Here is a 23,715-nt window from a genome sequence, read left to right on the forward strand (position 1 = left end):
CCATGCGCGTTGGAAGTTTCGTGTTGGCGGCCCAGTTCCCCGGACAGGGGCAGGGAGAGGCGCTGCACCGGGCGGTGCGGTCCGCCGAGGTCGCCGAGGAGTCCGGCCTCGACTCCGTGTGGCTGGCCGAGCATCACTTCGTGCCGTACGGCACGTGTCCCTCGGCCGTCACGCTTGCGGCGCTGCTGCTCGGGCGTACGCGGCGGATCCGGGTCGGTACGGCGGTGAGTGTGCTGCCGAACGTCCATCCCGTCGCGCTCGGGGAGCAGGCGGCGCTGCTGCACCTCACCAGTGGGGGGCGGTTCTCCCTCGGGGTCGGGCGGGGTGGGCCCTGGGTGGACCTTGAGGTGTTCGGGGGCGGGATCGGGGCGTACGAGTCCGGGTTCCCGGAGGAACTCGATCTGTTGCTGCGGTGGTTGCGGGAACCCTCGGTGGGGGCGGTGGGGGAGCGGTACCGGTTCCGGGACGTCGCCGTCGTGCCGCGTCCGTCCGAGTCCCTCACGGATGCGGACGGGCCTGAGGTCGTCGTCGCCTGTACCTCTCCCGCGAGTGTGCGGCTCGCCGCTGAGCGGGGGCTCGCGATGCTCCTCGGGATGCATATCGGGGACGAGGAGAAGGCGGAGATGGTCGCGTTGTGGCGGCGGCATGCGCGGGATTCCGGGCGGCCTCGGGAGGAGATCGCGACTGCTGGGCATGTGTCTGCGGGGGTGTGTCAGATCGCCGATCGGCGCAGCGACGCGGTGGAGACGTTGGTCAAGTCCATGCCGGGGTGGTTTCGGCAGGGGCTGGGGGCGCATGTCACCGTCGACGGGCGGGAGCGGGCTATGCGGGATCCTGTCGCGTATACGGAGCTGCTGTGTGCGCTCCATCCTGTCGGTACGCCGAGGTTGTGCGCGGATCGGTTGGCGGCGACGTCGGAACGGACCGGGATTACTCGGTTCGCGTTGCTGGTCGAGGGGTCGGGGGATCTGGCGGCTACTGAGGAGAACGTGCGGCGGCTGGGGGTGGAGGTGGTAGGGGGGTTGCGGTGAGGGGGTGGGGGCGTTGGTGCTTGCCCGCGCCGGCGGGGGTTGGCTCGGGGTCCTGCCTGTCGCCCTGCGGGCGCGCCGGGTGTGTGTGGGTGGGTCGGGGGTGCCGGGGTGCGGCGAGCCCGTCGCGGGTGGTGTTGGGCGGTGGGGTGGACCGAGCCGTGCGCTGCTGTCTTCGTAAGCGACGGGCTGCGCCGCACCCCGGCACCCCGCTCCCCGCCGTACGCGGCCCACCCGCCGTTGTGGCTGGTCGCGCCCGCGCGGTGGTAGCCGCAAAATCAGATACAGCCCCGCGCCCCTAAAAGACGTGGTGCGGCGCGGCTTGGCCGTAGGTGTGGCGCGCTGGGTGGGCTGGTGCGGGGGCGCTGTGGTGCGGCGTGGCGCTGTGGCTGCTGTGTAGGCCCGGTCGCCTGCCGGTCCGGGTGTTGTTTGGGGCTCCCGCATCCCGGAGCGGCAGGCGAACGGGGTGGTGCGTCAGCAGTCCCTGAGTTCTGGGGACTGGTTCAGGAGTTGGCCTCGGATCGAGGTGAAGCGGGCCAGGCGGTCGTCTGACGACGGGGCTAGGGGGAAGACCGCGACCCTGTGACAGTTCTGGAAGGCCAGGCGTACCCCGAAGTGCCGTTGCAGCGCGCCGCGTATCGCGTCACTGGCGAGCGCGCGGAGCAGCTGTCCGCGGGCCTGCTCGGTCGGCGGCGGCGTCTGGTTGTCGGCGAACTCTCCGCCGTCCACCTTCAGCTGGGCCACCAGCGAGCTGATCATCTCCCACGCGTAAGGCAGGGAGGTCCGGACGCAGTCGACGAATTCGGCTTCGTCGACCTCGCCTCGCTCGGCCTGTTCCAACAGTGCCGGTGAGACGTCGAGCGACATGGGTTCTCCTCTCGCACCCCCGTTTTCCGCAGGGGTTGCCGGACAGAAAAAGGGGGAGCCCGCCGTGCTCGTCCTCCCGCAACACTCTGAGTGCACGCACGGCGACCTCCCCGTCACTACGGTAGGCACCCGGTGGGGGCCGCACCAGGAGAATGGCCACTTAGGGGGCTACGGACAGGGAGACAATCAGCCAGCGCGCGAATGACCGGAATCCCGTGGGATTCGGGAGGAACCGGCGGTGTCTGATCGCTCCTGATGCCGCGTACGACCGGACGTGGTCGTGTTCCGGCGGGCTTGTGACGGGCGATTCACACCGCCGCCCCTGTGTCGAGTAGCGTTGCTGCCCATGCGTCTCGTCATCGCCCGCTGCTCCGTCGACTACGCGGGCCGCCTCACCGCCCACCTGCCCTCCGCGCCCCGTCTGATCCTGGTCAAGGCCGACGGCAGCGTGTCCATCCACGCGGACGACCGGGCGTACAAGCCGCTCAACTGGATGTCCCCGCCTTGTACGTTGAAAGAGGGGTCCGGGGACGACTCCGGTGTCTGGACCGTCGTCAACAAAGCGGGCGAGAAGCTCATCATCACGATGGAGGAGGTCCTCCATGACTCGTCCCATGAGCTCGGGGTCGATCCCGGGCTGATCAAGGACGGCGTGGAAGCGCATCTCCAGGAGCTGCTCGCGGATCGGATCGAGACGTTGGGGGAGGGGTACACGCTGATCCGGCGGGAGTACATGACCGCCATCGGGCCCGTCGACATTCTGTGCCGGGACGGGGAGGGGCAGACTGTCGCGATCGAGATCAAGCGGCGGGGGGAGATCGACGGGGTTGAGCAGTTGACCCGGTATCTCGAACTGCTCAACCGGGATCCTCACTTGGCGCCTGTGCGGGGGGTTTTCGCTGCGCAGGAGATCAAGCCTCAGGCTCGGGTGCTGGCCACTGATCGGGGGATCGGGTGTCAGGTGCTGGACTATGACGCGCTGCGGGGGATCCAGGACGACAAGTTGCGGTTGTTCTGAGGGAGTTGGGGGCGCCGGCGGGGGTTTGCTCGGCGCCTCTTCCGCCCTGCGGGCGCGCCGGATGTGTGTGGGTGGGTCGGGGGTGCCGGGGGTGCGGCGAGCCCGTCGCGGGTGGTGTTGGCCGGTGGGGTAGACCGAGCCGTGGTCTGTGGTCTTCGTAAGCGACGGGCTGCGCCGCACCCCCGGCACCCCGCTCCCCGCCGTACGCGGCCCACCCGCCGTCGTGGCTGTGGTGTCTGCTGCTTCCCGTTGTTCTGGGAAACGTCTTGATCACGTCGGGCCCCCTGGGGGCGGCTCTGTGATGGTGGCTGTGGGGAGCGTCTCTGATCGACTTAGTGATCCCTGGTGTTGCTCAGGGATGTGAGCCGATCGTCTTCGTGCCCTGGTGCTGGACGGCGGAACCGTCAGCCCTCGTGGCACGTCCCTCCGGACGCTGATCGGTGAGGTCTCACGACCTCGCCGAGGAGGGTGCCCGACGTCGCCTGGGCGCCGGGCGTGCGAGTGGCACCCTGCCACAGGATCACTACGATTCGCTAATCCAACTGATAAGCCTTGCTGGTGCCACAGCCGTATCAGTGGGCGTCAGGAGTCTCTTTTCGGACCGGAGTTGTTGATTTTTGGACTTAAAGGGTGCGTAGGGTTTTGTGTTTGGTCTGTACCGATCGAGAATGAACCGAGGTGTGGCTCCGGTTACGGCGTTGTACGGGTGAGCACACCGCTGACGTTGAGGACTTCGTTGCAGCCTGCCGCGCGTCGGCCGGTGGCCGGGGTGCCTGGCTTGGCGCAGGTCACCTCTACGGTCACGGTGTCGTTCGCGGGGATCTCGATGGGGGTGACCCAGTGGTAGTCCTGGTTGCGGAAGGTCTCCAGCGCGATGGTGGTGATCTTGCGGTCGCCGAAGGAGAAGGTCAACACCCCTTCGTCGCCCTGGAAGTTGGCGAGCACGACGTCCGTGACGCGGAAGACGGTGTTCGCGGGGACCGTGTAGATGCCGGGGACGGTCTGCCCGGCGTTCGACTTGACCTCGATGGTCTGGGAGGTCTGTTCGCCGACGCCGGTTCCGCCGCCCGTGCCCGTGCCGGTGCCCGTACCTGTTCCGGTGCCCGTGCCGGCCTGGCCGTTTCCGTTGCCCTGGCCGGGAGTTGCTCCCTGGCCGCCGCCCGGTGCCGCGCCGGCGCCCTGGCCCGCGGTCGCTCCGGAGGTCGGGGCCGGGCGGGGCTGGACCGCCTCCTTGGCCGCGTCCTTCGCCGCGCTGCGCACGGCCGGGCGTACGAGGGTGAACCAGAGCAGGACCAGGGCGATGAGCAGCGCCAGCAGGGCCAGCAGCCACTTGGGGAAGATCGGGATCTGGACGAACTCGGCGTCCAGGGGCGCGCGGGGGACGGTGTCGTCCTCCGTACGCGGCAGTTCCTGCGTACCCGGCTCGGTCGCGTCGGCCGGGGCCGGGGCGACCTCCGTCGTCGTCAGGGTGAACGGCCAGACGACCGGCGAGCCGAACCACACGGGCTTGCCGGTGCGGACCTTCAGACCGATCTCGGCCGACTCGCCGGGCTCCAGCTTCGGGCGCTCGGGGGTGAAGGCGAAGCCCAGGTCCTCGCCGGCCTGGCCGGGCGTGAACTCCACCTGCACCGGCGTGTTGCCCTGGTTGCGGACGGCGAGCCGGTAGCGCCCGCGCAGCCAGCCCCGCCGGCGCCTCGGCACCAGCTCGGTCTCCAGCTCGTGGAACTCCTCGATCCGGACGATCCCCTCGGGGACGCGTACCGCCTCGGGGTGCTCGGCGGGCAACACCCGTACCGCGAACGGGCGTTCACCGGCCCGGATCTCCGGGGAGCGCGGCGGCGACAGCGTGATCGTCACCGTCTCGGAGGTCCCCGGGTACAGGGAGACCCGTGCGGGCTCGACGGCGCTCCACGCGGCGCAGTCCCCGACGACCTCCAGGCTGTACGCCTCGACGATGTCGCTGTCGTTGCGGACGGTCAGGGTGGTCGTGGCGACGGAGCCGGGCGCGACCGTCACCACCGGGATGTCGAGGCCGGGCGCACCGGGACCGGAAGAGGCTGGAGAAGGGGTCACCCGACCACGCTAGGGACGCGTACACGCGAGCCGCGAGGGGCGCGAGGGCAGTGTCCGGGCAGTCGCGGTGCCCGCGCGGTGACCGCAGAGGGGAGCCGTCGATGTCTCCCCACTTATTAGACGCCACGCCTTCCGCGACCGCGATGCCCTTGTCACCCTTCCCCCACGAACCAGTGACCACGCACCTCCCACACGCCGCGCGCAGAGGAGAACAGCCCTGCCATGTCTTCCGCCCTTGAGTACCCGGACCGGAGAACCGGCCCCCGTCGGCCGGTGACGGTCGCCGTGTACGCCGCCGACCCGGTCCTGCGCGTCGGTGTCGTCCAGCAGTTACGCCAACGGCCCGAGGTCGCCTTCGTCGACGACGCGGACGCCGACACGGCGCACATCTCGCTGGTGGTCGTCGACTCCGTCGACGACGACGTCGCCGCCCTCCTCCAGCGGCTGCGCCACAACACCGCCACCCGTACCGGCCTGGTCGTCGGCACCCTCGGCTCGGGCGCGCTGCAACGCGTCGTCGAGTGCGGGGTGACGGCGGTCCTGCGCCGCACCGAGGCCGATCAGGACCGGCTCGTCCACCTCGTCACGGCCCTGGCCAACGGCGAGGGCGTCCTGCCGGGCGACCTGCTGGGTGAACTCCTCACCCACGTAGGGAGTTTGCAGCGGGCGGCGCTCGATCCCCGGGGCGTCTCGCTGTCCACGCTCACCACGCGTGAGGCGGACATGCTGCGCCTGGTCTCCGAGGGGCTCGACACCGCCGAGATCGCGCGCAAGACGTCGTACTCCGAACGCACCGTCAAGAACGTCCTGCACGAGATAACCACCCGGCTCCAACTGCGCAACCGGGCCCACGCGGTGGGCTACGCGCTGCGCAACGGGCTGATCTGACCGCACGCGTGACGGGCCGGTCCGGCGGCCCGGTACGCGTGCGGTGCCCGAAAGCGCAGGGGGAGTTTCCCCCGGGTACGGCTGCCAGGCCCTGGTGCGGCCGAGGGCGGTGGGAGCAGGCTGGCGGCGGGAGAGCCGCGTCGTACCGAACTGTGAGGTGGACCTTGACGAGCACCGCCGGCCCGGGAGGGCGCTGGCGCCCGGGGAGGATCGGAGCGGCGTTGCTGCTGCTGATCCCGCTGCTCACACTGACGGCCGCCTCGGGGCAGGGCAGTGCCGAACCCGGCGTGGGCGTGACCGCCGCCGGGGACACCCGGGTCGCGTACGCGGGCACCCGGCACCGCAGCCTCGGCGACGTGCAGGCACCCACCTCCAGCACCCCGGTGTTCGGCGGGGGCGCCGTCCACTACGACACCCAACCCTCCGCGCTGGGCGACCAGTTGGTGTTCACGAGCCTGCGCGACGAGAAGACCCCGCAGGTCTACCTGCGCGCGGCGGACGGCACCGTACGCAAGCTCACCACCGGCATGGACGCGGCACATCCGCAGTTGACGCCGGACGGCCGGTCCGTGGTGTTCGACGCGGGGACGACGCAGCGGGATCTGTGGCTCGTGCGGACGGACGGCAGCGGGCTGACGCGACTGACCGACGCCCCCGCGAACGAGACGGACCCGACGGTCTCCCCGGACGGCAACCGCATCGCGTACGTCAGTGATACCGCGCTGGGTGGTACGCAGATCTACGTCCGTCCCCTGAGCGGCGGTTACGCGAACCAGATCACCTTCGCGGCGAACGGCACGGCGTCCGAACCCGCCTGGAACCCCGTGAACGACGACGCGAACCGGGACTGGATCGCGTACACCGCGACCACCGACGGCGTGGGACGGCTGCGGGTCGTCAACGCGAACGGCGGCGGCGACGAGACGCTCTTTGCGGGCAACTACGCGCAGTGGCGCGGCCATTCGGTGGCCTGGAAGCCCAACGGGGACGGGGTGGTCTTCCTCAGCCCCGAGATCACCTGCGACTGCGAGGGCAACCGCGACCACCTGTTCACCACCGACGCGCACTCCGACCAGGAACCCGACGTGCTGAACCAGGAGGACCGCGAGCTGCGGACCCCGACCTGGTACGGGCCCCTGGACGGCGGTCACGTGATCGTCGAGCACACGACGGCCGCGACCCCGAACACCGTGACCCTCCAGGACGTCCGCGCCGACGGCGTCGACCCGCGCGACCTCAACCTGGTGATCCTCAAGGAGGATCCGGCCGCCGACACCAACACCGACCCCACCAAGGACCCGCTGTTCCAGCCGGGTCCGGGCTTCGACCCGTGGACGGAACGGCAGAACTACACGCCCGACGGCCGCCGCATCGTCGTCACCCGCTTCGAGGGGACCGCTGACAACCGCGTCGAACGGATCTGGATCGCCGACGCGGACGGCACGAACGAGCAGGCCATGCCGCTCGCCGAGCGCGAACCCAGTGACTGGGACACCGACCCGACGTTCTCCCCCGACGGCAAGTTCCTTGCCTTCACCCGGACTTCGCCCGGTGGCCTCGGGCAGCCCAGCCGCATCCTCATCGCCGACGCGACGACCGGTGCGATCACCGGGCGGATCACGCCGCCCGAGGGCGAGCAGACCGGCCGCGACGCGCAGCCCACCTGGTCCTCCGACGGGACGACCCTCGCGTTCACCCGCAGCGAGGTCATCGAGGGGGGTGGCGGCAACAAGCACATCTGGACCGTGCCGGTGAACAACCTTTCCCAGCAACGGGACTTGAGTGAGACCGCCTGCCCCGGCAACTGCCAAGTCATCGACGACAGCCCGGCGTTCTCGCCGGACGGGCTCAGCATCGCGTTCAACCGGAAGAACGGCGGCGGGGCCGTCGACGAGCGCAACGGGCTGCTGCTGACGTCCCTTTCGGGCACCGGATGCCGGGTGCTGCTGCCCGCCGGGGCACCGGGGTGCGCCGCCCAGCTGCCGGACACGACCCTCACCGGGCCGTTCCAGCCGCGCGATGCAGCGTGGACCGCCGACGGGAAGTCGCTGGTGTTCTCCTCGCGGGAGGCCGTCGCCGGCAACAGCCCCGAGAAGCTGCGGACGTTGGACATCGCCAGCGGTGAAGTGACCGCGCTGACCTCGCAGTTGGACGGGCGGCAGAAGGAGCCCAGCGTCCAGCAGTCCGTGGACCTCGCCGTCAAGGCGCCCGGGACCGTGCCGACGGTCATCGTCGGGACGTCCACGACCATCGGGGTCGACCTGGTCAACAACGGGCCCGCCGCATCGCCGGGTACGACACTGACAGTCGCTCCGCCCGCCGGGGTGCAGATCACCGGGCTGACCTATCCCGGGGGGAGTTGTGTCGCCGCGTCGCTCCAGTGCAACGTCGGGGTGGTGCCGCCCGGGGAGACCGTGCGGGTGACGGTCACCGTCACCGGGGTCACCGTCGGGGACGCGCCCATCGACTGGACGGTCACCGGGACGGTGCTTGATCCGCAGCCAACTGACAATACGGGGCGGACCGTTGTGCCGGTGGGGGAGGAGCCCTCTTCGCCGTCTCCCACTCCGACTCCGACTCCCACGCCTACGCCTACGCCGTCTCCTACGCCTCCTGCGTCGCCGACTCCCCGGCCCACCCCGCCGCCTACCACGCCTCCGGCTCCTGAGCCCCAGGCCGGGCCCGGGTTGAGCCTCACCGCTCAGCCCAACCCCGGGTACGTCGGGGGGCGGGTCGTCGTGAGCTACACCGTGCGCAACGGTCGCAACGCCCTTGCCACCGGGCTGCGGTTGAAGATCGGGCTTCCGGCGAACATCCCCAACAACGGGCCGCCCGCCGGGTGCGACGCCAACTGGAGTTGTGCGCTGCCCGACTTGGCGCAGGGCGCCAGCACCGTCGTACGGGTGGTGCTGAGCCCGAACAAGGCGCTCACCGCTCAGCTCACCGGGACGTTGACGACCACCGGGACCGACGCCGATCGCGGGGACAACACGGCTCGGGAGCGGTTGCGGATCTTGCAGCCCCGGATCGTCGCCGTGCCGGAGATCGGGAAGCCTGGGTTCGTGACTTCCGTGCGGGGGAAGGACTTTCCGCCCGGGGTGCCGGTGAAGTTCACCTGGAAGCCCGGGATCACGGCCGCTGCGGCGCCGACTGTTCCGCTCGCCAACGGGACGTTCATCGGGCAGCTCCTGATTCTCGCCAAGGATCAGACCGGGCCTCGGATCATCACCGCCAGCGGGCCCGGGTTCTCGCCGGTGACCACCGACTTCCTGGTGGTCCTCGGGACCGTTCAGCCGCCGGACGAGGTGACCCGCCGGTGATCCACGAGGTCGATGAGGGGCTGCGGCGGCTGCTCGGGGAGTCCGGGCTCGAAGCGTCCGGGGTGGACGTGGTGTTCGACGCGCCCACCCGGGACTGGGCCGCCCGGCGCAGTGCGCCCACTGTCTGCGTGTTCCTGTACGACATCCGCGAGGACGCGACCCGGCGGGGGAGCGGGGCGGGGGAGGTGTACGACGACGAGGGGCAGCTTGTCGCCCGGCGGTCGCCTCCCCGGTGGTTCGATCTCACGTACCTCGTGACCGCCTGGGCCAATCGGCCTCAGGACGAACACCGGCTGCTGTCGCAGGTGTTGACGACGCTGGTCGCCAACGATGTGCTGCCCGCGCGGATGTTGAGCGGGTCGCTCGCCGAACTCGGGCTGACCGTCGCGCTGGACACGGCCGGGACCGGGCTCGACGGGCCCGCCGCGTCCGATGTGTGGTCGGCGCTCGGTGGGGAGCTGAAGGCGTCGTTGGGGCTGCGGGTCCGGGCTCCGTTGGCCGGGGCGACCCGGGCTTCCGCGCCGCCTGTCACCGAGGGGCTTGTGGTGCGGTCCGCCGCGCTGAGCGGGGACGGTGAGGTGCAGGCCGGACGCCGGTTGCGGTATCGGGAAGTCAGTGATCCGGGGGCCGACGGGTTCTCCGGGCCCAGGGAACGAGGGGCGGCGCCGGCTCGGCGTCGGCGGGGGGATCGGCAGCCTTGACGTATGCGGTGGAGGGGCGTTCGGGGGGCTTCGGCGGCGCCGGAGGGGAGCAGGAGTTGTGGGATCGGCTGCTGCTCGTCGAGGAGCGGGTGCGGGGGGCTGTCGCGGCGCGGCGGGCCGGGGATCCTGATCCCGACGATCCGTATCGGGGGCAGTACCTCACGCCGGACGCCGTGGAGCGGATCCTCGGCGGGGTGGGTGGGCTCGATGTGCCTCCGTACGAGGCTTGGAAGCCGGGTGCCTCGTCCGTACTCGGGGTGCTGGCACGGCGGTTCGGGCTGTCGTCGCTCGATCTGGATCTGTTGCTGGTGGCTGTCGCGCCTGATCTCGATGCGCGGTTCGAGCGGTTGTACGGGTACCTGAACGACGATCTCACTCGACGCCGGCCCACTGTGGGACTGGCGTTGGAGTTGTGCGGGGTCGCGGGGGCTTCGGCTGTGCGGTTCCGGCTCGGGGCGGGGGCGCCGCTGGTCGAGGGCGGGTTGATCGAGGTCGCCGAGGGGGAACGGCCGCCTCTGTCACGGGTGTTGGTCGTGCCGGATCGGGTCACCGGGTATCTGCTGGGGAGCGGGGCCGTTGATGTGCGGCTCGGTGGGGTGGTGGGGGAGGGGCGGGAGGATCCGACCGCCGATGTCGAGGAAGTGCGGGTGGCCGCGGAGGCGGTGGGGACGGGGTTCGTTCAACTGCGCAGTCGGGGCGGGGATGTTGAGGGGCTGGCGGTCGCGGCGTTGCGGGAGGCGGGGGTCGGGGCGCTGGTGCTGGACGCGGGGGTGTTCGGGCGGCGGGATGTGCCGGTGCTTGCCAAGGTCGTCGCTCGGGAAGCCCGGTTGAGCGGGGCGGGGGTTGTGCTGGGGCCGTTGGAGGCGTTGCCCGATGAACCCGGTGAACGGGGGCGGGTGCTGCGGGAGTTGTGCGGAGCGTTGCGGGGGGTGCCGCTCTTCGTGCATGGCCGGGGCGGGTGGGATCCGGGGTGGGCGGCGCGGACTCCGGTGGTGTTGACGGTGGGCGCGGCTTCGGTGGAGCGGCAGGTGGAGAGGTGGCGGTACGCGTTGGAGGGGGCGGCGCGTGGGGGTCTTGGGGTGGGCGCGGGAGGTGAGGCCGGCGGGCTCGATGCGGGTGCGGGACGTGCGGTCGGGGGGGTCGGCTCGGCTTCGGGCGTTGCCCAACCCGCCCACGACACCCCCGACTTCGGCACCCCCGACTTCGACGCCCTCGCCCGTGCCGTCGCCGCTCACCGGCTCGACTCCGGGCAGATGCGCCGCGCCGCCGACGTCGCCGTGCGGTCCGCCGCCCTCGCCGGGCACCCCGTCGGGCCCGACGATCTCCGTGTCGCCGTACGGGCCCAGAACGGTGCCGGGCTGGAGCGGCTCGCGCGGCGGGTGGAGCCCGGTGTCGGGTGGGACGACCTGGTGTTGCCGCCGGGGACGTACCGTCGGCTGCATGAGCTCGCCGTACGGGCGCGGCACCGGGATCAGGTGCTCGGGCAGTGGGGGATGCGGCCCGGTGGGGGCCGGGGGCGTGGGGTGATCGCCCTGTTCGCCGGGGAGTCGGGGACCGGGAAGACCATGTCCGCCGAGGTCGTCGCCGCTGATCTCGGCATGGATCTGTACGTCGTCGATCTCTCCACCGTCGTCGACAAGTACATCGGCGAGACCGAGAAGAACCTGGAGCGCATCTTCACCGAGGCGTCCGCCGTCAACGCCGTGCTCCTCTTCGACGAGGCCGACGCGATCTTCGGCAAGCGGTCCGAGGTGAAGGACGCGCACGACCGGCACGCCAACATCGAGTCCGCGTACCTCCTCCAGCGGATGGAGTCGTTCGACGGCATCGCGATCCTGACGACCAACCTCCGCGCCAACCTGGACGAGGCGTTCACCCGCCGCCTGGACGTCGTCGCCGACTTCCCCGTCCCGGACGCGGTACACCGCCTCGACCTCTGGGACCGCTGCCTCGGCAAGCGCCTCCCCCGGGCCGACGACCTCGATCTCCCGTTCTGCGCCGACCGGTTCGAGCTGGCCGGGGGTTCCATCCGGGCCTGCGCGGTGACGGCGGCGTACCTCGCGGCGGAGTCCGAAGGGCCGCTCACCATGCGGCAGTTGGTGACGGCGATCGCCCAGGAGTACCGCAAGCTGGGCCGGTTGGTGCTGGAGAGCGAGTTCGGGCCGTATCTGGCGGAGGCGTTGGGGGCCTGAGGTCACCTCTCCTGGAGTTCCCGGAGGAACCTCTGCTTGTCGGCCGGGTTGGTGGCGGGGTTGTTCAGCAAGTGGCCCGCCGAGCGTTCCTCCACCACGAAGTGAGGGGTGCGGGCGTCGCCCTCCTCGGTGATCGGCAGCCGGTTGCTGGCCCTCGGGTGGAAGTGCCGCAGCTCCCCGGCGGGTTGGTTCGTCGAGTCGAACGTCTGGGAGGAGTGGTCGTTCGTGGCGCCCTTGGGCCGTACCTCCAGCTGCTGCTTGGCCGTGTCCCGCCGCTTGCGCAGGGCGGTCTTCAGGTCCTCGACGTTCACTGTGACGTTCTGGCGGGCTCCCCCGCGCTCGGCCGCCGCCGCGGTGGCACCCGCGTTCAGTTTCTGCGCCGCCTCGGTGCTGGTCGCCGCCGCTTCGAGCCAGTCGAGGAGGTCCAGCGCCTCCTGGTCGGTGAGGACAGCCATCACGACGTCCTGAGGGCTCGTCTTCATCATCACGTGGAAGTGCTGCTTGGCCACGTCGCTCGCCGTGTCTCTCGTGAGGCGGTGCACGGCGTACATCGCCTCTTGGAACATGACCTGCGTGAGGAGCGAGACGAGGTGGGGCCGGCCGCCGATCCGGGCATCGGTGACGGTGTTGGCCGCCGCGCGGGCGGCCTCGAACATCCTGCGCTGGCTGCCTTCGAACAGGTCGGCGAAATCGCGGCCCGCAGGCGGCCCTTGACCGGCGCCACCCCGGGCCAGGCCACCCCGGGTCGCGCCGCCCCGCCCGCCGCCCGCGCCCCGGCCGCCCCGACCGGCCGGACCTCCCCGCCCCCGACCGCCCCCGGCGGCGGAGGACGACGCCGCCTCCGGTGGCGGGGGAGCGGCGCCGACCTTGGCGTAGGGGACGGAGATATTGGTCTGCATGTTCTCGTTGACCGCTCGCGTCCGCAGAGTCGTCATCCTTCTGCCCAGGGTGCTCAGCGTCAGCCGGTAGCGCGTCGCACCACCGGTGAGCGACCTGTTGTAGGCAGTGATGACCTGGCTGAACGGCACCGACTGCCCGGCCACCGTGCGGAACTGCGCCACCAGACCCTGGCGGGCCCGCACGAAGTCCTGGGACGCGTACTCGGCGCGCGGCAAGGGGCCGTAGATCACCTCCATGGACGGTGTCCCGCCCGAGCGGTCCATGCCCTCGACCTCCAACTTGACCACGGGCAGCCCCAGTTCCCGCTCGCCCGACTGGGCCAGCAGAGCCCCGTTCCTGACGGTGGCGTTCTTGGCGGGTCTCGACGCCCCGCTCGCGGCGGCGGGGCCGGACGACGGACCGGCGGCCGAGGCCGGCTCCTCCAGATTGACGGTGATCTCGACCTCCAGCCCCACTCGCTTCGCGTTCTCCTCCTGGAGCGGCTGAGGAGGGCCGGGGGCCGGGGCGGGGGGTGCCGGGGCGGCCGTGCTGGTCGTGGCCGTCGCGGAGGTGGCGGCTGTCGCGGAGGTGGAGGCCGCCGAGGTCCCCGGATCCGGTGCGGCCTCCTCCTCGGAGACCATCCGCTGCACGCTCCCCGCCGGCCCGCCGCTCTCCCTCCGCGCGGACTCACCGGCCGGGTGGGCGGGTGCCGGACGGGACATGACCCGGTGCGCGTGCGCCTCCGCCTCGCGCTCGAAGCGGTCCGAAGGGTCGGACATGTGCAGCCCGTTGCCCTGGTCGGTGCCCGCCACGGGCCCGCTGCGCTGCTGGACGACGTGGGTCAGCTCGTGCGCCAGGGTGTGCCGGTCGCCGCCGCCCGCGCCGAGGACGACGTGGCTGCCCGAGGTGTAGGCGCGGGCCCCGATGGCGTCGGCCGAGCCGGCCGCGGCGGGGCCGGTGTGCAGCCGTACGTCGGAGAAGTCGGTGTCGAAACGGGCCTCCATGTCCTTGCGGACCGGCGCCGGGAGGGGCCTGCCCGTCGAGGCCAGGACCTTGTGGACGCCGGGGTCCTGCTGCTGGTCCGGCTGCTCCAGGTCGGCGGCCGGACGGGCGCGGCGGGCGATCATCGCGGCCACCGCCGCGTTGCCCGCGCCGCGTTGGGCCGCCCGGAGCATGTCGGCGGTCAGGGGCGGCGGTACGTCGGCTCCGGCGGAAGGTGCCTCCCGGCGGGCGGCGGACTGCGGCGGGGCCTCGCTCTGGTCGTCGTGCGCCTTGGACGTACGCATCCGCTGCCTCCTACCGGGGTGTCGGACGGTAGGCGATCAGGGTGGGCCGTGCGCGGGGGGCCGTCCAGGTCTCCGGGGGAGTCCGCGAGGGGCGTGCGGACGGTCCGGAAAGGCAGTGGGACTGCCCTCGGGTGTGGTCTCGTGCCCCTGCCGCCCCAGCCCTCCCGCCAGCACAATCGGCCTGGGCACAGGTGCCCGCGAGAACGTCCCGCACAGACCCCGCACGGAACGCGAAGGAGCCAGCATGCCGACGTACCTCACCCCGGGCGTGTACGTGGAGGAGGTGCAGTCCGGTGCCCGACCGATCGAAGGGGTCGGCACGGCCGTCGCCGCGTTCGTCGGGTTCGCCGGGCAGGGGCCCTTCCATACGCCGACGCTGGTGACCAGCTGGGACCAGTACACCCAGTTGTTCGGCGGGTTCGTCGAGGGGACGTACCTGTCCCTCGCCGTGTACGGGTACTTCTCCAACGGGGGCGGCGCCGCGTACATCGTGCGCATCGGCGGCGCCGCCGAGAGCGACGGCGGCGGGTCGACTCCCGCCCGGCCGAAGGCCGTTGAGCCGGTCGAGGTGGGCGGCTTCCTGGTCGCCGCCAAGCCCGGTGTGACCGGCGTGAGTGTCGAGGTCGCGGACGCGGACGGCGAGAACCCGCCCGAGGACCGCTTCAAGCTGCTCGTCCGCAGGAACGGCGACGTCGCGGAGACGTACGACGCGTCCTCGCGCAAGAACGTCAAGGGCTACCTCGTCACCCAGGCCCGCGCCTCCAAGCTGATCGACGTCACCGAGCAGCGCGGCGCCGCCCAGACCCGGCCCGCGAGCGCGACCCTCGCCGTACCGGACGCGCCGTCCGCGCCGTCCGCCAACGGCGCCGTCGCCCGCCTCGACCCCGCCGAGTACGTCGGCGACGCCGCCGCCCGCACCGGGTTCGGGGGGCTGGAGACCATCGACGAGATCACGATGGTCGCCGTGCCCGACCTGATGAGCGCCTACCAGCGCGGCGACATCGACGACGAGGGCGTACGGACCGTACAGCTCGCCGTCATCTCGCACTGCGAGCAGATGGGCGACCGGGTCGCCGTACTCGACACGCCCCCCGGGCTCAACGCGCAGCAGGTGCGCAACTGGCGTAACGACGAGGCGGGTTACGACTCGCGGTACGCCACCCTGTACTACCCGTGGGTGCGGGTCTTCGACCCGGCCGTCGGGCGCAACACCACCGTCCCGCCGAGCGGTCACGTCGCCGGTGTGTGGGCGCGCAGCGACGCCGAGCGCGGCGTGCACAAGGCGCCCGCCAACGAGGTGATCCGCGGCGCGGTCGACCTCGAACTGAAGCTCAGCAAGGGCGAACAGGACCTGCTGAACCCGATCGGCGTCAACTGCGTCCGCGCCTTCCCCGGCCGCGGCATCCGGATCTGGGGTGCGCGCACCCTGTCGTCCGACCCGGCCTGGCGCTACCTGAACGTGCGGCGGCTCTTCAACTACCTTGAAGAGTCCATCCTGTTGGGCACGCAGTGGGTCGTCTTCGAGCCCAACGACGACCGCCTCTGGTCCTCGATCCGGCGCAACGTCACCGCGTTCCTCACCGAGGAGTGGCGCCGGGGCGCGCTGTTCGGCCGCACGGCCGAGGAAGCCTTCTACGTGAAGTGCGACCGCGACAACAACCCCCAGGAGTCCATCGATCAGGGGCGCGTCGTCTGCGAGATCGGCGTATCGCCGGTCAAGCCCGCCGAGTTCGTGATCTTCCGGCTGGCCCAGTTCTCCGACAGCACCAGCCTCATCGACGAGTAACTCGCGGGCTGAACAGGAAGGTTGACAGACAGCCATGGCAACAGGTGACGCTCTTTCCACCCACGTCTTCGGCGTACAGCTCGGCGGCTATCTCGTGGAGTCCATCCAGGAGATCAGCGGGCTGACCGTCGAGGAAGAGGTCGTCGAGGTCCGCCAGGTCAGTGCCGAGGGCAAGCAGATCATCCGCAAGCAGCCGGGTGCCCGGCAGGCCGGCGAGATCACGATCACCCGAGGGCTCGACCAGAGCAGCGAGTTCACTTCGTGGATCAAGGAGACGCTCAACAACGGAGCCGTCAACTCCGCGCGGCAGAACCTGACGATCGAGATCAAGGACACCGAGGGCAACACGGTCCGCCGTATCCAGCTCATGCAGGGCTGGGCGTCCAAGTGGGAGGGTCCCTCCCTCAAGGCGGGCGAGTCGGCCGCGGCCACCGAGTCCGTGACGATCGTGTTCGAGGAGATCATCGTCGAATGAGGCGACGTACGGTCACGGCCGGGAACCTGGAGGAGATCCTCCAGGCGACCGCGCCTGCGGCAGGTCAGACGCAGCCGCACTCGCACTCGCCGGAGCAGGCCGCCGTGCCCGCTCCGGCGCCGGTCCGGGCTGCCGCTCAAGACACCGGTCTGCGCACCGAGTTCGAGTTCGAGCTGCCTCGTGGGTACGTCGATGAGGCGGGCACCGTCCATCGGTACGGCGTGATGCGGCTCGCCACCGCCCGCGACGAGCTGCGTCCGCAGATCGACCTGCGGGTCAAGGAGAACCCGGCGTATCTCAGCGTCGTGCTGCTCAGCCAGGTCATCACCCGGCTCGGCACGATCAGTGATGTGCACGCGGGCGTCGTCGAGCGTATGTACGCCACCGATGTCGCCTTCCTCCAGGACTTCTACCGGCGCATCAACAGCGAGGGGCACACCCGCGCGGCCGTCACCTGTCCGCACTGCGAGGGCGGCTTCGAGGTCGACCTCTCGGGTGGGCGCCTGGGGGAATCGTGACGTACGCGCTTCCCCGGCTCCGGGAGGAGATCGCGTACGTCGCCTATCACTTCCACTGGCAGCGCGAGGAGATTCTCGATCTGACGCATGATGAGCGGCGGCAGTGGGTTGCTGAGATCGCTCGGATCAACACGCGTGTCAATGAAGGCGGTTGAGTAGATGGGGTGGCGGGACTGGCTGGGGCGCCGGGCCGTTGCGCAGGGATCGTCCGGCGTCGAAGGGTCTGATGCGGGGGGCTCCGCTGAGGGCTCAGCCGTGGGGGGCGGTGAAGCTGCGGCGGGTGGGTCTGTGCTGCCCGGGGACTGGGATGGGGGGTGGCGGCGTACCTCGCCGCCTTTGCTCACTGTTTCTCGGGCGCCGCTTGGGGTTAGTGATGGGCTGACGTTTCGGTCTGGGTTGGCTTCTTGGCAGGATCCGTCCTTTGATTCTGGGCTGGGGCATTCTGTGTTGCCTTCTGCGCCGGGGGGGTTGGTGCGGGGGGTTGCTCGGGTGGGTGGGCCTCGGTCTGCGCCGGTTGAGGGTGGGCCCCTGTTGTTGCGGGCTGTGCAGCGAGCTGAGGGGGAGGTTGGGTCTGAGGGGGGTTCTGTTGTGGGGGCCTCTGGGGCTCCGGTTGTGCAGCGGGTTCAAGAGAGTGTGCATTCCGGCCGGGCGGGGGTGGGGGCTGGGGCTGTTCGCGGGGCGGCGGGTGGGGTTTCGGTTCCGGTGGTGCGGCGGGTTGCTGTGGTTCCGGGTGCGGGTGGTTCGGGGGCGGGGGCTCGTGATGGGGGTGGGGACTCGGGAGTGGGGCCGGCTGCCGGTGGGGCTCCTGTTCAAGTGCGGGCTGCTGGGGCCTCGTTGACTGTGGCTCGGCGGGTTGGGGGGCCTGTGCGGCGGGTGGCTGCTGTTGTTCGGGCGGGTGCGGGTGCGGGTGCGGGTGCGGGTGCGGGAGAGGGCTTGGGTTCGAGTCCGGGCTCGGGGTCTGTGGCGTTGGGTTCTGCGACTTCGGTGCCTTCCTCCGAGCGGGCCGTGCAACGCGCTGCCTCGCGTGAACTGGGTTCGCTGGGGGCGCCGTTGGGGGAGTTGCCTGCCAATGCCATACCCCTGACGCCGGATGCGCCTTTGAGTGGCGGAAGGGGTGAGGGCGGGAGCGGTCCGGGTCTGCCTGTTGTGCAGCGGCAAGCGGAGGGTGTGGCTTCCCACGAGGGGGGTTCCGGTGACTCTCCTGTGGTGCGTGGGGATTCGGGGGTTCGGGCTCGGGGTGGGTTGGGGGCTCCTATGAGTTCGTTGCCTGCTAGTGCTGAGGTGCCTGGGGTTCAGCGGAGTGCGGGGCGTGGGGGAGCTGTTGGGGCTGGGGCTGCGCCGTTGCTTGGGGAAGGTGGGGTTCAGCGTCGGCTTGCGGGGGGTGTGGAGGCTTCGGGTGGGGGGTCGGTGGCGGATGCGGCGCCGTTGGTTGTGCCGTTGCGGGGGGCTGGGGACAGTGGTGGTCGTGGGGCGGGGGTGGAGGGTCGTGCTGCCGTGCCAGGGGAAGGGCGTTCTGGGGTGGCGGGGGAGTCTCGTACTGCCGTGCCGGGTACGCCTGTTGTTGCTCGGGCGGTTGAGGGGGCGGGGCGTGAGTCGTCGCGGGCGGCGGGTTCGGGGGCCGTTGTCGGTGGGTCGGGTGCGGGTGATGAGGGTGGGGTGCGTTCGTCGTCTTCTCGGAGTGGGGGAGGGACGGTTGCGCGGGGCGGGGGCGCCGGGGACGGGACGGGTGTTGTGCAGCGTGCTCCGGCTTCGGGGAGTGGTGCGCCGTCCGGTGGTCAAGCTTCGGGGAGTGGTGCGCCGTCCGGTCATCAATCTTCCGGGAGTGGTGCGCCGTCCGGGCGTCCAGATTCGGGTGGTGGTGTTCAGGCTGGGCGTCAACTTCCGCAGGGGAGTGGGGAGTCCGGGATTGTTGTGACTCCGGTCGAGGTGGGGTCCGGGTCTGCCGGGGTCCATGCGCCGGGGGGTTCTGGTGCTCCCGGGCCGGTTGTTGTTGCTCGGGCTTCGGGTGAGGGTGACTCCGGTGGTGGTGTCGTTCAGCGGGCTGAGGCATCGACTGGGGCTGGGCAGAGTGGTGTTCGCGGTTCGGCGGGTGCCGACAGTGGCTCGGGCTCCAAAGGAACTCGTGCTCAAGGTGCGGTTGTTGTTCCGGCTGCTCCGGGGGATGCCGGGGATGCTGGACCCGGTGGTCCGGGGCCCGTTGTTGTTGCTCGGGCCTTGGCCGACGGTAGTGGTTCGCAGGGGGCGACAGCCTCAACTGCGTCTGTTCGTAACTCCGGTGAGGGGTCCGTCGTCGTTCCGGCCGCCAGTCCTGTCGCTTCCGGTGGGGGCGGTGCTCCTGGGCCTGTGGTTGTTGCTCGGGCTCTTGCTGACGGGCCCGGGGCGCAGGATGCGTACGGTTCGGCTGGCGCCCGGAGTGCTGCCAAGCCCGGGGTTCGCCGTACCCCGACGCCGGGGGCCCCAACTCCCGTCGTCGTAGCCCGATCCGTGACCGACAACTCTGTCATCAAGGACTCCGGGCACCGGCAATCCCGAGGCCCCGTCGGGCCGTTGGTCGTCAATCGTGCGCCCGCTGATCTCACGTCCCGCGCTCTGCCCCTGCTTCCTTCCCGGCCCCTCGCCCTCAACACCCTTACCGCACAAGGCATGGCGCCCTCTGCTGCTCCGGCTTCCAGTCGTCGTCCTGTTGTCGCCGCGCGTTGGGCCAACGCCACCGGGAGTGAACCGGCGTCCGTGCAGCGGGCCCAGGGGGCGGCGGCGCCGGGTGCGCGGTCGGGGTCGGGGTCGGGGTCGGGGGCTTCAGGCTCGTACGTACAACGAGCCCCCGCTTCCGCGCCGTCCGCTTCCGCGCCGTCCGCTTCCGCATCGCCTGCTTCTGCCTCCCCCACCTTCGCGTCGCCCGCTTCCACGCCTCGCGCTCCTGCCTCGCCCGTTTTCACTTCGCCCGCTTCCACGCCGCCTGCTTCCGCGTCGTCCGCCTCCGCGTCGCCCGCTTCGACGCCGGGCGCTCCTGCCTCGCCCGTCTTCACTTCGCCTGCTTCCGCGCCGTCCGCTTCCGCGCCGTCCGCTTCCGCGCCGTCCGCTTCCGCGCCGTCCGCTTCCGCGCCGTCCGCTTCCGCGCCGTCCGCTTCCGCGCCGTCCGCTTCCGCGCCGCCTGCTTCCGCCTCGCTCGCCTTCGCGTCGCCCGCTTCCGCGCCGTCTGCCTTCACTTCACCCGCCCCAACCCCTCGCGGGCCCGCCCCAGTTCAGCGTGTCCCCGTCGTCCGGCCCGCCCCTCCCCAGCAGGAGCCCGCTCCCCGGATCGTGCCCGCGCGGCCCCTTCCCGCCGTCGCGCCGCAGGTGGACGCCGCGCCTGCGGTCGTGCCTCCGCCCGTTCCCGTTGTTGCGCGGACCGTCTCCGCCAAGGCTCCCGCCGTGCAGCGGGACGCGGCTGCGGTGAAGGCGCCGGCGCCTCGGGCCGATGTGCAGCGGAGCCCCGCGAAGGAGGCCGGTGGTGCCGCTGCCGCGCACGGTAAGGGCGGGGCCGGTGATCCCGATCTCGACGATCTCGCCCGGCGGCTCATCGATCCCGTGTCCCGGCTGCTGCGTACCGAGTTGCGGCGCGGGCGGGACCGTACGGGGCGCCCTTATGACGGTCGCCGCTGAGGCATGGAACGGATGACGGACGGATGACGGACAGCATTTTCGCGACGAGTGTGTACTTCCGGCTCGCGATCGGCGGCAATGATCTGGGCGCGTTCCACACGTGTTCGGGCATGGGCGCCGAGGTCGAGATGGAGACGTACGCCGAGGGCGGGAACAACGACTTCACCTGGCAGCTCCCCGGCCGGGTCACGTGGACGAACATCACGCTGACCCGGCCGGTGACCGCCGACACCGCGAAGATCGCGCGGTGGCTGGACGAGACGCTGCGGCGGGTCGAGCCCAAGGACGGTGAAATCGTCGCCCTGCGGCCCGACTTGAGCAAGATCATCAGCTGGCAGGTGTTCGGGATCGTGCCCGTGCGCTGGCAGGGGCCGTCCTTCGACCCGGCTGATTCGTCGGCGGCCGTCGAGACGCTGGAGATCGCCCACCAAGGGCTCCGGCCCTCCTGAATCGCACAACCACCCTAGAAAGAAAGGAGGTTCGGCATGGCTTCCGCCCGATCCAGCCGCGTCAGGGCCCAGTTGACGCTGAAGGAACCACCGTCGGCCGTCGGTGCCAAGCCCGGCGGGACCATCGCGCGCCTGGACCTCCAGTTCAACCCCTCGACGCTGCAACTGAGCAAGTCCACCGAGTGGCGCCGTACGCCGTCCCGGATGGCCGGGCAGTCCGCGCTGCCGGAGTTCGTCGGAAGTGGCCCGCGTACGTTGAGCCTTGAGGTGTTCCTCGACGCGACCGCCAAGCACGACAAGTCCGTCGAGCAGGCCGTCGAGAAGCTGATGAAGGCGTGCGTGCCGACGCCGACGAGCCTCGGGCGCAAGAAGCCCGCGAGCCCCTGGGTGCGGTTCGAGTGGGGCTCGGCGCGCACGACGTCGTTCGACGGGGTGCTGTCGAGCCTCTCCGTCTCGTACACCCTCTTCGACGTGGACGGCACGCCCCTGCGGGCGACCTGTTCGCTCACGATCGAGGAGGCGTCCGTCGACCCGGCGGGCCAGAACCCGACGTCCGGCTCCCGAACTGCCCGCTCCACGCACACCGTTGTCGCCGGTGACAGCCTCGCCATGCTGGCCTGGCGGGAGTACGGCGACGCGACGGCGTGGCGGGCCATCGCCGAGGCGAACGGGATCGACGACCCGATGGCCCTCGTCCCCGGCACCGAACTCGTGGTGCCGGGACTGCGGGACACGGGCGCGGAGGAGGAACAGTGAGCGGACCAGGATCGGGCGAGCGTGGCGGACGGGCCTTCGCCGCCGACCCCGTCATCGAGACCCCCGGCGAACTGCCGCCCACCTGGGCCGCGCAGGTGGTGAGTTGTGTCGTCGACGAGAACGTCGGCCTGCCCGACGCCGCCGTCATCACCGTCCGCGACCCCGACCACGAGTTCCTCACCGCGACCAACATCACCATCGGTACGCCGCTGAAGGTGTCCGTCGTCACCGTCTCCGGGCAGGCCCGCGAGCGGCTCTTCAACGGCGAGGTGACCGCGCTGGAGATCGACCGGGACAGCACCGGGTCGTTCACCGTCGTGCGCGCCTACTCCAAGGAGCACCGGCTCCAACGCGGCCGTAAAGTCGTCGCGTTCAGGAACATGACCGCCTCGGCGATCGTCCGGAAGGTCGCCGCGAGCGCCGGGCTGGCCGTCGGGACGGTCCAGGCCGCGCCGATCACCTACAAGCAGCTCTCCCAGGCGAACGTCTCCGACTGGGACTTCCTCCAGTTCCTCGCGGCCGAGAGCGGTTGCCAAGTCCGGGTGGACGACAAGGGGTTGCTCCAGTTCACCAAGCCGAAGAAGGCGTCCGCCGCACCCGCGCCGTCCACCTCGGCCGTCAACAACCCGCTGGTCCTGGAGTACCCCCGCAACCTGTTCACGCTGCGGGCCGCCCTGTCGACGGCCGACGGCGCCTCCCAGGTCGAGGTGCGGGGGTGGGACGTCACCAACAAGAAACCCCTGGTGTCCCCGAAGCCCTCGGTCGTCAGCGACACCGTGCTCCCGGGTCTCGCGCCGTCCTCCGCCGCGAAGTTCGGCACGGCGAAGCTGACGGTCACCGACACTCCGTACCGAACTCTGGCCGAGACCAAGGCAGTTGCCGACGCCGTCGCCGATCACGTCAGCGCCGGGTTCGCGGAGCTGGAGGTCGTCGCCGAGGGCAACCCCCTGCTGCGGGTGGGCAAGCCGGTCGCGCTCGGCAACGTCGGCAAGGCGTTCTCCGGCAAGTACACGCCGTCGGCGGTCCAGCACGTCATCGAACCGCACGGCGGCTACCGGACGACCGTCTGGGTCAGCACCAGCCCCGACCGCTCCCTCAGCGGCCTCGTCACCGGCGCGAACGCGCCCTCGCGGGGGCCGCGCATGCCGGGGCTCGCGATCGGGGTCGTCACCGACGTGCGCGATCCGGCGGGCGGCGAGCGGGGCGCCGTCCGGCTCAAGTTCCCCTGGCTGGACGACACTTACGTCACCGACTGGGTGCGCACCGTGCAGTGGGGCGGCAAGGGCGGGGGCGGCGTGGTGAGCCCCGAGGTCAACGACGAGGTGCTCGTCGGCTTCGAACAGGGGCTGCTCGACAGCCCTTATGTCATCGGGGGGTTGTACAACGGGGTCGACCAACCCTCCCCGCACGACGTCCCGTTGGTCGACAAGTCGAGCGGGAAGGTCAACCGGCGTTCCGTGGTGTCCCGTTCGGGGCATCGGGTCGAACTCCTCGACGCGCGGGCGCCCGGACCCTCGGGGCTCCGGCTGCGTACCGCCGACGAGCGGCTCGAAGTCTTCCTCGACGACCGGCGCAACCGGATCGAGCTGACCGTGTACGCGCGCGGGAAACGGAAGTTGACGTCCGTCGTCCTCGACGACAAGGGCATCACCCTCGACGCCGGGCGCGGCGACGTGAACGTGTCCGGGCGGAACGTGGACATCAAGGGCCAGCTCGGCGTGAAGATCGACGGACGGAACGTGAGCGTCAACGGCACCACGGGCGTCACCATCGACGGCGGTCTGCTCGGCGTCCTCAAGGCGAAGCTGATCCGGATCAACTGACCTGTGCTGAAGGA

Annotated in this window: 17 protein-coding genes; 14 read left to right on the top strand and 3 right to left on the bottom strand. The window is 71.0% G+C overall.

Features of this window, described 5'->3' with window-relative positions; genetic code table 11:
* The first annotated feature begins 2 nt into the window (after window positions 1-2).
* A complete protein-coding gene (locus J8M50_RS32620; protein WP_010359439.1) occupies window positions 3-1,031 on the top strand; it encodes an LLM class flavin-dependent oxidoreductase in 1,029 nt (342 codons plus the stop codon).
* A 471-nt stretch (window positions 1,032-1,502) separates the two neighbouring features.
* On the opposite strand, the gene J8M50_RS32625 is transcribed toward J8M50_RS32620, so the two are convergent.
* On the bottom strand, window positions 1,503-1,895 hold the full coding sequence (locus J8M50_RS32625; protein WP_010359440.1) for an SCO5389 family protein: 393 nt from the start codon (window positions 1,893-1,895) through the stop codon (window positions 1,503-1,505).
* 346 nt (window positions 1,896-2,241) lie between these two features.
* Here J8M50_RS32625 and nucS point away from each other — a divergent pair, with 346 nt between their 5' ends.
* On the top strand, window positions 2,242-2,913 hold the full coding sequence (nucS, locus tag J8M50_RS32630; protein WP_010359441.1) for an endonuclease NucS: 672 nt from the start codon (window positions 2,242-2,244) through the stop codon (window positions 2,911-2,913).
* A gap of 690 nt (window positions 2,914-3,603) precedes the next feature.
* Here the strand turns inward: nucS and J8M50_RS32635 are convergent.
* Complete coding sequence (locus tag J8M50_RS32635; protein WP_223786364.1) at window positions 3,604-4,986, bottom strand: COG1470 family protein; 1,383 nt, start codon at window positions 4,984-4,986, stop codon at window positions 3,604-3,606.
* Between the two features lie 222 nt (window positions 4,987-5,208).
* On the opposite strand from J8M50_RS32635, the gene J8M50_RS32640 reads away from it, so the two are divergent.
* From J8M50_RS32640 to J8M50_RS32655, 4 genes are all read left to right on the top strand, one after another.
* Window positions 5,209-5,874, top strand: a complete 666-nt coding sequence (locus J8M50_RS32640) for a helix-turn-helix transcriptional regulator (protein WP_050371069.1) — start codon at window positions 5,209-5,211, stop codon at window positions 5,872-5,874.
* A 164-nt stretch (window positions 5,875-6,038) separates the two neighbouring features.
* On the top strand, window positions 6,039-9,194 hold the full coding sequence (locus J8M50_RS32645; RefSeq protein ID WP_040838349.1) for a DUF11 domain-containing protein: 3,156 nt from the start codon (window positions 6,039-6,041) through the stop codon (window positions 9,192-9,194).
* Window positions 9,191-9,895, top strand: a complete 705-nt coding sequence (locus J8M50_RS32650; RefSeq protein WP_010359445.1) for a Pvc16 family protein — start codon at window positions 9,191-9,193, stop codon at window positions 9,893-9,895. The genes J8M50_RS32645 and J8M50_RS32650 overlap by 4 nt, the downstream gene beginning before the upstream one ends.
* Window positions 9,892-12,087: an ATP-binding protein gene (locus J8M50_RS32655; RefSeq protein ID WP_050987395.1), complete on the top strand. Its 2,196-nt coding sequence runs from the start codon at window positions 9,892-9,894 to the stop codon at window positions 12,085-12,087. The genes J8M50_RS32650 and J8M50_RS32655 overlap by 4 nt, the downstream gene beginning before the upstream one ends.
* 2 nt (window positions 12,088-12,089) lie before the next feature.
* Here J8M50_RS32655 and J8M50_RS49815 read toward each other — a convergent pair whose 3' ends face one another.
* Entirely contained in the window at window positions 12,090-14,252 is a 2,163-nt protein-coding gene (locus tag J8M50_RS49815; RefSeq protein ID WP_308010573.1) for an eCIS core domain-containing protein, read from the bottom strand.
* A gap of 244 nt (window positions 14,253-14,496) precedes the next feature.
* Between J8M50_RS49815 and J8M50_RS32665 the strand changes: the two genes are divergently transcribed.
* The 8 genes from J8M50_RS32665 to J8M50_RS32705 all read left to right on the top strand — a co-directional run bounded on the left by J8M50_RS32665 (window position 14,497) and on the right by J8M50_RS32705 (window position 23,701).
* A complete protein-coding gene (locus J8M50_RS32665; protein WP_010353297.1) occupies window positions 14,497-16,038 on the top strand; it encodes a phage tail sheath family protein in 1,542 nt (513 codons plus the stop codon).
* Between the two features lie 34 nt (window positions 16,039-16,072).
* Window positions 16,073-16,513, top strand: a complete 441-nt coding sequence (locus tag J8M50_RS32670; RefSeq protein WP_010353296.1) for a phage tail protein — start codon at window positions 16,073-16,075, stop codon at window positions 16,511-16,513.
* Window positions 16,510-17,031, top strand: a complete 522-nt coding sequence (locus tag J8M50_RS32675) for a hypothetical protein (protein WP_010353295.1) — start codon at window positions 16,510-16,512, stop codon at window positions 17,029-17,031. Before J8M50_RS32670 ends, J8M50_RS32675 begins: the two co-directional genes overlap by 4 nt.
* Entirely contained in the window at window positions 17,028-17,186 is a 159-nt protein-coding gene (locus tag J8M50_RS32680) for a DUF6760 family protein (protein WP_010353294.1), read from the top strand. Before J8M50_RS32675 ends, J8M50_RS32680 begins: the two co-directional genes overlap by 4 nt.
* Window positions 17,187-20,331: 3,145 nt before the next feature.
* Window positions 20,332-20,673: a hypothetical protein gene (locus tag J8M50_RS32690; protein WP_010353291.1), complete on the top strand. Its 342-nt coding sequence runs from the start codon at window positions 20,332-20,334 to the stop codon at window positions 20,671-20,673.
* A 23-nt stretch (window positions 20,674-20,696) separates the two neighbouring features.
* Complete coding sequence (locus J8M50_RS32695) at window positions 20,697-21,122, top strand: phage tail protein (RefSeq protein WP_010353290.1); 426 nt, start codon at window positions 20,697-20,699, stop codon at window positions 21,120-21,122.
* 36 nt (window positions 21,123-21,158) lie between these two features.
* Window positions 21,159-21,878, top strand: coding sequence for a CIS tube protein (locus J8M50_RS32700; protein WP_010353289.1), 720 nt, complete (start codon window positions 21,159-21,161; stop codon window positions 21,876-21,878).
* Window positions 21,875-23,701 (top strand): VgrG-related protein, encoded by a 1,827-nt coding sequence (locus tag J8M50_RS32705; protein WP_010353288.1) that lies wholly within the window; start codon window positions 21,875-21,877, stop codon window positions 23,699-23,701. The genes J8M50_RS32700 and J8M50_RS32705 overlap by 4 nt, the downstream gene beginning before the upstream one ends.
* Window positions 23,702-23,715: the final 14 nt, after the last annotated feature.

The sequence above is a fragment of the Streptomyces acidiscabies genome (assembly GCF_020010905.1).
Classification (GTDB): domain Bacteria; phylum Actinomycetota; class Actinomycetes; order Streptomycetales; family Streptomycetaceae; genus Streptomyces; species Streptomyces acidiscabies.

Coding starts and splice junctions, on each gene's coding strand:
- J8M50_RS32620 (WP_010359439.1), top strand. CDS start 3: ATGCGCGTTGGAAGTTTCGTGTTGGCGGCCCAGTTCCCCGGACAGGGG.
- J8M50_RS32625 (WP_010359440.1), bottom strand. CDS start 1,895: ATGTCGCTCGACGTCTCACCGGCACTGTTGGAACAGGCCGAGCGAGGC.
- nucS (WP_010359441.1), top strand. CDS start 2,242: ATGCGTCTCGTCATCGCCCGCTGCTCCGTCGACTACGCGGGCCGCCTC.
- J8M50_RS32640 (WP_050371069.1), top strand. CDS start 5,209: ATGTCTTCCGCCCTTGAGTACCCGGACCGGAGAACCGGCCCCCGTCGG.
- J8M50_RS49815 (WP_308010573.1), bottom strand. CDS start 14,252: ATGCGTACGTCCAAGGCGCACGACGACCAGAGCGAGGCCCCGCCGCAG.
- J8M50_RS32665 (WP_010353297.1), top strand. CDS start 14,497: ATGCCGACGTACCTCACCCCGGGCGTGTACGTGGAGGAGGTGCAGTCC.
- J8M50_RS32670 (WP_010353296.1), top strand. CDS start 16,073: ATGGCAACAGGTGACGCTCTTTCCACCCACGTCTTCGGCGTACAGCTC.
- J8M50_RS32675 (WP_010353295.1), top strand. CDS start 16,510: ATGAGGCGACGTACGGTCACGGCCGGGAACCTGGAGGAGATCCTCCAG.
- J8M50_RS32695 (WP_010353290.1), top strand. CDS start 20,697: ATGACGGACAGCATTTTCGCGACGAGTGTGTACTTCCGGCTCGCGATC.
- J8M50_RS32700 (WP_010353289.1), top strand. CDS start 21,159: ATGGCTTCCGCCCGATCCAGCCGCGTCAGGGCCCAGTTGACGCTGAAG.